Annotated in this window: 9 protein-coding genes and 1 pseudogene; 4 read left to right on the top strand and 6 right to left on the bottom strand. The window is 45.5% G+C overall.

Going from position 1 to position 8,785, the window contains the following annotated elements; genetic code table 11:
* Both IQ242_RS10140 and ntcA read right to left on the bottom strand, forming a co-directional pair.
* The coding region (locus IQ242_RS10140) for a DUF3084 domain-containing protein (RefSeq protein ID WP_193959877.1) at positions 1–100 on the bottom strand (100 nt) is incomplete at its 3' end.
* A 7-nt stretch (positions 101–107) separates the two neighbouring features.
* Positions 108–785: a global nitrogen regulator NtcA gene (gene ntcA / locus IQ242_RS10135; RefSeq protein ID WP_002793163.1), complete on the bottom strand. Its 678-nt coding sequence runs from the start codon at positions 783–785 to the stop codon at positions 108–110.
* Positions 786–999: 214 nt separating this feature from the next.
* Between ntcA and fabI the strand changes: the two genes are divergently transcribed.
* A complete protein-coding gene (gene fabI, locus IQ242_RS10130; RefSeq protein ID WP_002760333.1) occupies positions 1,000–1,776 on the top strand; it encodes an enoyl-ACP reductase FabI in 777 nt (258 codons plus the stop codon).
* 565 nt (positions 1,777–2,341) lie between these two features.
* Here the strand turns inward: fabI and IQ242_RS10125 are convergent.
* The 3 genes and pseudogenes from IQ242_RS10125 to IQ242_RS10115 form a co-directional block, all read right to left on the bottom strand.
* Positions 2,342–3,181: pseudogene (locus tag IQ242_RS10125) on the bottom strand (tetratricopeptide repeat protein); the annotation flags it as partial.
* Between the two features lie 117 nt (positions 3,182–3,298).
* A complete protein-coding gene (locus tag IQ242_RS10120) occupies positions 3,299–4,147 on the bottom strand; it encodes an Rpn family recombination-promoting nuclease/putative transposase (RefSeq protein ID WP_193959876.1) in 849 nt (282 codons plus the stop codon).
* Between the two features lie 136 nt (positions 4,148–4,283).
* Positions 4,284–5,132 carry an Rpn family recombination-promoting nuclease/putative transposase gene (locus IQ242_RS10115; RefSeq protein WP_193959875.1) on the bottom strand — a complete coding sequence of 283 codons (849 nt, stop codon included), beginning with the start codon at positions 5,130–5,132 and terminating at the stop codon, positions 4,284–4,286.
* On the opposite strand from IQ242_RS10115, the gene IQ242_RS10110 reads away from it, so the two are divergent.
* Positions 5,131–5,292 (top strand): hypothetical protein, encoded by a 162-nt coding sequence (locus tag IQ242_RS10110; RefSeq protein WP_193959874.1) that lies wholly within the window; start codon positions 5,131–5,133, stop codon positions 5,290–5,292. The two genes, IQ242_RS10115 and IQ242_RS10110, sit on opposite strands and share 2 nt — an antisense overlap.
* 5 nt (positions 5,293–5,297) lie before the next feature.
* Here IQ242_RS10110 and IQ242_RS10105 read toward each other — a convergent pair whose 3' ends face one another.
* Positions 5,298–5,564, bottom strand: coding sequence for a hypothetical protein (locus IQ242_RS10105; protein WP_193959873.1), 267 nt, complete (start codon positions 5,562–5,564; stop codon positions 5,298–5,300).
* 203 nt (positions 5,565–5,767) lie between these two features.
* Between IQ242_RS10105 and IQ242_RS10100 the strand changes: the two genes are divergently transcribed.
* Positions 5,768–7,678: a heavy metal translocating P-type ATPase gene (locus tag IQ242_RS10100; protein WP_193959872.1), complete on the top strand. Its 1,911-nt coding sequence runs from the start codon at positions 5,768–5,770 to the stop codon at positions 7,676–7,678.
* A gap of 20 nt (positions 7,679–7,698) precedes the next feature.
* Positions 7,699–8,785: histidine--tRNA ligase (hisS, locus tag IQ242_RS10095; RefSeq protein WP_193959871.1), on the top strand; the 1,087-nt coding region annotated here is incomplete at its 3' end.

The following is an 8,785-nucleotide window of genomic DNA, read 5'->3' as shown; positions in this document are numbered from 1 at the left end:
TCCTTTTCTTACCGATACGGCTACCTATACGATCGCCAACCGCAGCTATCAGACCACCTAAAACCACGATGGCCAAAACCAAAATATAAGCGCTAGTCATCCAGAATTTAAGTAAATTGTTGACTGAGAGCGACGGGATTATGGACGGTAATTTTCTTCTTGTAAATTGAGACCATTTCCTGATCCCGCAGCTCTCCCAATAAACGGGTGACAGTGACGCGAGTAGAACCGATCGCTTCTGCGATCGCTTGGTGAGACAATTTTAGGTCAACCCGGATGCCATCGGTGGTGGGAACCCCAAAATCACGACAGAGAATTAATAAAAAACTGACCAAACGTGAACCCATATCCCGGTGAGCCAAGGTTTCGATCATCATTTCCGTTTGCAGAATCCGCGAGGACAACCCCTGCAGCATCAACATTGATAAATCGGGATTATTGCGGAGGGACCTTTCTACCTGATCGATCGGGGCCGAGAGTAATTCTACCGGAGTAAAAGCCACGGCATGATAAAAACGATCCGATCGCTGGCCGGTGAGTAAGGATAGCACACCAAAGACGCTATTTTCCCGCAGTAGAGCCACGGTAATTTCTTCTCCCGCTTCATAGACTCGCGACAACTTAACGGCTCCTTTCAGCAAAAAATAGACTCTTTCGGCGGGATCTCCCGGAAAAAAGATCGTTTTGCCACGCTCGAACAATTCCACCACCGGGGGGAAATTGCCGCTGCCGATTCGACGGAACACATCTGCTAGGGGTTTATCTTGTATTAGGGATAAGTCCATCTCACATCCAAAAAAGGGGAAAATTGTTTTTATTATGCAACGAGTGTCACCTCTATTAAACACAACCGCTCCCTAAACTGGGAAAAGTTTTGGGCGCTTTTTGCCAGACAATGGGGGAGGGGTGATCATTGCTGCCCCGTTATCTGTATCCCTATTATACCGAATCTCGCTGGGGTCGGCTATTGGGGAGATTTTTGTAAGAGAAACGAGAACTATGTTAGATTTAACGGGAAAAAACGCCCTAGTGACGGGAATTGCCAATAATCGCTCGATCGCTTGGGGAATTGCCCAACAACTCCATCAAGCTGGTGCAAATATCGGTGTCACCTATCTCCCCGACGAAAAAGGCCGTTTTGAGAAAAAAGTGCGAGAATTGGCCGATGAACTTAATCCCGCTTTTTATGTCCCCTGCGATGTCCAAAATGACCAACAGGTAGAAGATACTTTCGCTACAGTGGCGGAAAAATGGGGCAAACTGGATATTTTGATTCACTGTCTCGCTTTTGCTGATAAAGAGGGTTTAACGGGCGATTTTACCGCCATTCCCCGGGAAGCTTTCACTAAGTCCCTAGATATTAGCACTTTTTCCCTAACCCGTCTAGCTCGATCGGCTAAACCTTTGATGACGGAAGGGGGAAGTATTATCACTCTTACCTATCTCGGTGGTGTCAAGGTAATTCCTAACTATAATTTAATGGGGGTGGCAAAAGCAGGTTTAGAAATGAGTGTTCGCTATTTAGCCGCGGAATTAGGTGGCCAAAAGATCCGAGTTAATGGTATTTCTGCCGGTCCAATTCGCACCTTGGCATCTTCGGCCGTGGGGGGAATTCTTGATATGATCCATCATGTGGAAGAAATCGCTCCTTTACATCGCACGGTGACACAAATTGAGGTGGGAAATACGGCCGCTTTTTTAGCCAGTGATCTTGCTAGTGGTATTACCGGTCAGATTATTTATGTAGATTCCGGTTACGAAATTATGGGAATGTAGTTTTAAGTAGGGTTTGAGTAGCCGAGAGGAAAAAGATTTCGAGCCTATTCTACAGCTTCTAAACAGGATTTAGTCCTGTAGGGGCGAAGCATTCGGGCAATAACTTATCGGTGAAACCGTAGATTTTCTACCCGAATGCTTCGCCCGTACTTTGTCAGCAAACCCTAAGTAGCCGAGAGGAAAAAGATTTCGAGCCTATTCTACACCTTCTCAACAGGATTTAGTATAACTTTTGGATATGGATAAAGCTGGTATTCCTATTAGTTCGCTTTAAATAATTTACAAATCTCTTTAGAACGTAGGTTGGGTTGAAGCATGAAACCCAACACCTTAGTAATCGTCCAATTTCTTTGAGCGATCGCTGTAGATATTCTGGCAAAGGTTCAGTCTGCTGTGCGAGGGCGATTAGCAGCGCTTCAAGATTGATAATTGTTTTGGGAATTTCCATAAGTTAGTCCTGTCCAGTCAGGGTATAGGCTGCCCAATGGTAAGGATCGCTGTATTCTGTTAGCTGATCTAGCCCTATTGTACCCAGAGAACAAATCGCCCACCCTCGGTCAGACTAAGCTTGATGGTCATCGGATTTAATGGCTACCGCTTGGTCGAAGGATGCGATCGCTTCTTCAAATCTGCCTAAATTACCTAACCCATTCCCTCGGTTAGTCCAAGCTAGATGGAAATCGGGTTTAATTTCTAAAGCTCGATCATAGGATGCGATCGCTTCTTCTAATCTGCCTAAATTACCTAACGCACCCCCTCGGTTGTACCAAGCATCAGGGTCATCGGGTTTAATTTCTAAAGCTCGATCGTAGGATGCGATCGCGCCGATAAAATCCCCATTCATGTATTTCTGGTATCCTCGCTTAAACCAGAATTCGGCATCCTGAACAATCGGGGTATTATTAGCGGTGGATAGTCTTTGAGTTGTCGAAGTTTTCCCTTGATTCAAAAGTTGATAGAATTTTTGGACTTCCGTTAAATCCGTCTCCTTTGAGCCTAGATTTTCCCCCTCCACACTGGAAACATCCCTCACCGCGTCGCGTAACTGGAGGCTAATCCGTTGGGACACTTCCCCCAGATTTCCCGTCATCACCTTGCCTAAAGCCGCCAGCTCCCGCCCTAAAGTTTGATAATCTTCCGGATACTGTAGCCATTCCTCGCTTTTGACCTCTAACCACCGCGCCAGCTTTTTATCGTCACAATGGCGACTGTATAGCCATCCCCGTAACCCGCCGGTAGTGGTTCCCGCCGCCACCTGCTCGAATAACCCCATCAATATCCCTTCATATTCCCCATCGCTGGGTTCTGGAGGAGTATTTTTGACTTCTTTGGGGTTAATTGCCTTCAGACTGCCAATAAAAAGCGATTTTAGCCAATTCCATCGCTTTTTTAGTAAGGATAGCATCGAAGAAAGGGGGAAAGGAAGATAAGGAAATTATATCTCTACTGCCGAAAGTCGTCCCTCTACTGGTTCAAATTCGTCCTAAAAGGGGAAATCAGCAATCAAACTTCTGAAAATACCCTAGCGATCGCTATCTTCCAGCGAGCGAGCCAATTCTAAGACCTGTTCGAGAGATAATCCCAGAGAAGCGGCGATTTCTTGGGGATTAACCCCCGCTCGCAATAATAAGGGAACAGAAGCTAATTTTCCGATGATTTCCCCTTCTTGGCGACCTTCTTGGCGACCTTCTTGGCGACCTTCTTGACGACCTTCTTGACGACCTTCCTCTAGGGCCTCCTGAAACACACGCGTCTGTCTTAACTCGCTTAAACTAAACATAGCTTCTATCTCCTTTCGATTAATCCGCGGCAACTTGTAAATCAAAATCGTCTCTATCAATTCTAAAAGTTCCTGTTGGCGATTTTCTACCCCCGTTTCCCTCACTCGCACGATTAACTCCCTTCCTTGGTTGATCACTTGCGCTTCGGGTAAGCTTACTAACTCTAGCGTCGCTAATCCGAGCGAATCTGGTGGAATATCAGCTAATTCCTCGAGATAAATTCTTTGTACTCTTGTTTCTTGTAATAGCTCTCTATATCGCTCTATATTCTCCCTTTCCACCCTTCGATTCGGATAGATCACCACCCCGCGCCAATTGTTTTTTAACTGCGTCTGTTTGAGATAGAGAAAAATTTCGGCGAAAAAACGCGCATAAAACTCCGGATCATTCTGAAACTGAACTTCGGTAAAATAAATCGGTAAATCTTCCCGTTCTGGTAGAAAGACTCCATCGATGCGAAAGGATAGTTGTTTCACCTCTACGGAGGAAAATCGATAGAAATTGGCTAATTCGCTGGGAAAGTCGATTAACTCAAACAGAAGACCTGGAAAGGTTTGAAAAAGTCGGTAGAAAATCGTGTCGGTTTTCATGAGTTCGCTCTATCCCTCTGGTGCGTCACGGGGTTCTGGAGGAGTATTTTGGACTTTTTTGGGGTTAATTGCCTTCAGACTGCCAATAAAAAGCGATTTTAGCCAATTCCATCGCTTTTTTAGTTCTGAAAATACCCTAGCGCTCGCTCTCTCCCGGCGAGCGAGCCACTTCTAAGACCTGTTCGAGAGATAATCCCAGAGAAGCGGCGATTTCTTGGGGATTAACCCCCGCTCGCAATAATAAGGGAACAGAAGCTAATTTTCCGATGATTTCCCCTTCTTGGCGACCTTCTTGGCGACCTTCTTGGCGACCTTCTTGACGACCTTCTTGGCGACCTTCCTCTAGGGCCTCCTGAAACACACGCGTCTGTCTTAACTCGCTTAAACTAAACATAGCTTCTATCTCCTTTCGATTAATCCGCGGCAACTTGTAAATCAAAATCGTCTCTATCAATTCTAAAAGTTCCTGTTGGCGATTTTCTACCCCCGTTTCCCTCACTCGCACGATTAACTCCTTTCCCCGGTTGATCACTTGCGCTTCGGGTAAGCTTACTAACTCTAGCGTCGCTAATCCGAGCGAATCTGGTGGAATATCAGCTAATTCCTCGAGATAAATTCTTTGTACTCTTGTTTCTTGTAATAGCTCTCTATATCGCTCTATATTCTCCCTTTCCACCCTTCGATTCGGATAGATCACCACCCCGCGCCAATTGTTTTTTAACTGCGTCTGTTTGAGATAGAGAAAAATTTCGGCGAAAAAACGCGCATAAAACTCCGGATCATTCTGAAACTGAACTTCGGTAAAATAAATCGGTAAATCTTCCCGTTCTGGTAGAAAGACTCCATCGATGCGAAAGGATAGTTGTTTCACCTCTACGGAGGAAAATCGATAGAAATTGGCTAATTCGCTGGGAAAGTCGATTAACTCAAACAGAAGATCGGGAAAGGTTTGAAAAAGTCGGTAGAAAATCGTGTCGGTTTTCATGAGTTCGGTCTATCCCTCTGGTGCGTCACGGGGTTCTGGAGGAGTATTTTGGACTTTTTTGGGGTTAATTGCCTTCGGACTGCCAATAAAGAGCGATTTTAGCCAATTCCATCGCTTTTTTAGTAAGGATAGCATCGGAGAAAAGCGGAAAGGAAGATAAGGAAATTATATCTCTGCTGCTGAAAGTCGTCCCTCTACCGGTTCAAATTCGTCCTCTAGTAGCCAATTTTCCGCTTCCTCGTAACTCGCACCGGTGAATACTACCTGATAACCCTCGGAGGGATCGTACACGCGACAGTTTCCTGAAGATTCAGCGAGTAAAAGCAAGATATAGGGGGGAGATAGCAGCGTATCGATCCAAACCTCGGCAAAATTCCAATTATTATCAGCTAGGTTGACTGCGGGGGATAACGTGATAGCGGTTTTCTGCATCGATCTAATTTTTTCTAGAATGGGGAGAGAATTAAGTAGGTAGATGTTAAAAACTCTCAGACACCCCCCTTATCAAGGGGGGATTAAGGGGGGATCGAAACCAAAATCTATCACCCCCCTTATCAAGGGGGGATTAAGGGGGGATCGAAACCAAAATCTATCTTCAATTTAATTATAACCAGCTACTCAATTGCCATCAATCCATGATTCAGAGTATCTCGTCCTCTTGGTTGTCTGAGTATTCCTCGGCAGTTGCCGCAGGAATTTGCGCTATTTTAGTCTTTTTTGGTTGGTTATGCCTACACTTTAATCTGATCGGCCCGGCTTTCATCCTACTAGCGATCGCATATCTGGTGGGAGGATACGAGAGTACCCAAGCAGGATTGACGACTTTATGGGAGGAAAAAGAACTGGATGTGGACCTGTTAATGATTGTAGCGGCCTTGGGGGCGGCGATTTTGGGACTCTGGGACAGTAATTACTATCTCATCATCGATGGAGCCATTTTAATCCTGATTTTCGCTATTAGTGGTGCTTTAGAACAGATTGCCATGGCGAAAACCGATCGCAATATTCGTTCTCTCATGGCTATGACTCCCGATACTGCTAGATTAATCACGGGAGACAGGGAAAAAGAGGTTCCTATCAAGCAATTACGGATCGGTGATACAGTTTTGGTCAAACCGGGTGAATTAATCCCCATTGACGGCATTATTATGGAGGGAAACAGTCCCATTAATCAAGCGCCAATTACCGGAGAATCGCTTCCCGTGGATAAAACCATCGGGGAAGAAGTCTTTGCGGGAACTCTCAACGGTGCGGGAGTGCTACGTTTAAAGGTGGAAACTCCCCCCGAAAGTCGCTTAATTGAGAGGGTGATTCGTTTGGTAGAAAAAGCGCAAAATGAATCCCCTCCCTCCCAACAGTTTATCGAAGGTTTCGAGCGGGGTTATGCGAAAATTATCGTGATTTTGGGCTTAATTTTCGGGATTTTACCGCCTTTTCTCTGGGGTTGGACCTGGGAAACTACTATCTATCGGGCCTTAATTTTTCTCGTGGTGGCTTCTCCCTGTGCTTTAATGGCCTCAATTATGCCAGCTTTGTTATCGGGTATCGCTAACGGGGCAAAACAGGGGATTTTATTCAAAAATGGCGCAAGATTGGAGATGATCGGCCGCATACGAGCGATCGCTTTTGATAAAACTGGCACTCTCACCCTTGGTAAGTTGCAAGTGGTGGAAATTATTCCTATCCATGCAGTCAGCGAAAATGAGGTGTTAGCGGTGGCTGCATCCCTAGAATCCTGTTCCGAACATCCCATCGGGTCCGCTATTACCGTCACAGCCAGGGAACGTGGTATAAATTTCTTCAGTGCTAATCAGGTACAAGCGGTATCGGGACGGGGTATCACAGGAAAAATTGCCAATAAGTCGGTATCTGTGGGCAATTTTGCCTATATTCGTGATCATCTTGCTGATCTTGACCAGAATATCCTAGCTATCCGCGAGCGTTTACAAAAAGAAGGTAAAACCCTCGTTTGGGTAGTACAAGAGAATCAAATGCTCGGTGCGATCGCTGTGGCCGATACCCTTCGTGACTCGGCAGTTAATCTGGTGAAGCAGCTAAAAAAGATCGGTATCGAACATATCGTTTTAATTACGGGTGATAATCAACAAAGTGCCGATCAAGTCGCTAAAAAACTCGGTATTGAGGAGGTTTACGCTGATTTACTACCCGAAGATAAGTTAACCGTTATCCAAAATCTGCAAGAAAAATATCACACTGTCGCTATGGTAGGAGATGGCATTAATGACGCGCCCGCTTTAGCTATGGCTAATGTGGGGATTGCCATGGGAAAAGCGGGTAGTGATGTCGCCTTGGAAACGGCCGATATTATCCTTATGTCCGATAATTTAGCCAAAATTCCCGGCGCGATTAACCTTGGTCGTCGTGCCAATCGCATTGTTAAACAGAATATCACTTTCGCCCTCGCATTTATCGGCATATTGCTGATAGCCAATTTTGCCGGTGATATAACTTTACCTCTAGGTGTCATCGGTCATGAGGGATCGACGGTATTAGTGACTCTAAGCGGTTTAAGATTGTTCAAATAGGGATAAAAATACAGAGAACTATGGGCGAAATCCAGGCAATCCGAGGCACAAAAGATATTTTACCGGCGGAGGTCGGTTACTGGCAGTGGTTAGAGGAAACTGCCAGCAGAATTTTAGGGACTGCGCTGTATCAAGAGATACGAACTCCCATTTTTGAACAGACACAACTTTTTGAACGGGGTATCGGGGAAGCGACGGACGTGGTGGGTAAAGAAATGTACAGTTTCCTCGATCGCGGTCAACGTTCCCTGACTTTGCGACCGGAGGGAACGGCTGGGGTCGTTCGCGCCTATATTGAACACAAATTACAGGCCGCTGGAGGAGTACAAAGACTCTGGTATAAGGGGCCGATGTTTCGTTATGAACGTCCGCAAGCGGGTAGGCAGCGACAGTTTCATCAAATCGGGGTCGAATTGTTGGGAAGTGATGACCCTAGGGCGGATGTGGAAGTAATTACCCTTGCCAGCGAGATATTAAAAGCTGTGGGGCTAGAAAACCTAAAATTAGACCTTAATTCCCTGGGAAATGCCCAAGATAGGCAAAATTATCGTCAGGCCTTGCTAGATTATTTGACTCCCTACAAAGCTGATTTAGATGCGGATTCTCAACAGAGATTAGAAAAAAATCCCCTGCGAATTTTGGATAGTAAGGACGAGAAAACCAAGATTATCTGTGAGAATGCCCCCAGTATTCTTGAACATCTCGGCAGTGATTCTCAAAAGTATTTTGAACGGGTACAATCTTTACTAACCGATTTGGGAGTTATCTATAATCTTAATCCCTGTTTAGTCCGAGGATTGGACTATTACACCCATACGGCCTTTGAAATTCAGTCCGATGATTTAGGCGCTCAAGCCACGGTTTGCGGTGGTGGTCGTTATGATGGTTTAATAGCTCAATTAGGCGGTCCAGACACACCAGCAGTGGGTTGGGCGATCGGTTTAGAACGTCTGATTATATTATTACAACAAAAGCAATCTTTATCTTTTTTGGTTCCCGATTTTTATCTCGTCTCCAAAGGAGAAAAAGCTGAGGCACGCAGTGTGGTGTTAGCGCAACAATTACGCGGATTGGGGTTTAGCGTCGAGTTAGACTTGAGTGGCAGCG

This window comes from Microcystis sp. LEGE 08355 (assembly GCF_015207185.1).
Taxonomy (GTDB): Bacteria; Cyanobacteriota; Cyanobacteriia; order Cyanobacteriales; family Microcystaceae; genus Microcystis; species Microcystis panniformis.
The sequence above is the reverse complement of the archived record's forward strand: the minus strand, read 5'-3'. Positions and strand labels throughout refer to the sequence as shown.

Bases quoted from the DNA above. Each gene is read 5' to 3' on its own strand.
- ntcA (WP_002793163.1), bottom strand. From the start codon at position 785: ATGGACTTATCCCTAATACAAGATAAACCCCTAGCAGATGTGTTCCGT.
- fabI (WP_002760333.1), top strand. From the start codon at position 1,000: ATGTTAGATTTAACGGGAAAAAACGCCCTAGTGACGGGAATTGCCAAT.
- IQ242_RS10120 (WP_193959876.1), bottom strand. From the start codon at position 4,147: ATGAAAACCGACACGATTTTCTACCGACTTTTTCAAACCTTTCCAGGT.
- IQ242_RS10110 (WP_193959874.1), top strand. From the start codon at position 5,131: ATGAGTTCGGTCTATCCCTCTGGTGCGTCACGGGGTTCTGGAGGAGTA.
- IQ242_RS10115 (WP_193959875.1), bottom strand. From the start codon at position 5,132: ATGAAAACCGACACGATTTTCTACCGACTTTTTCAAACCTTTCCCGAT.
- IQ242_RS10105 (WP_193959873.1), bottom strand. From the start codon at position 5,564: ATGCAGAAAACCGCTATCACGTTATCCCCCGCAGTCAACCTAGCTGAT.
- IQ242_RS10100 (WP_193959872.1), top strand. From the start codon at position 5,768: ATGATTCAGAGTATCTCGTCCTCTTGGTTGTCTGAGTATTCCTCGGCA.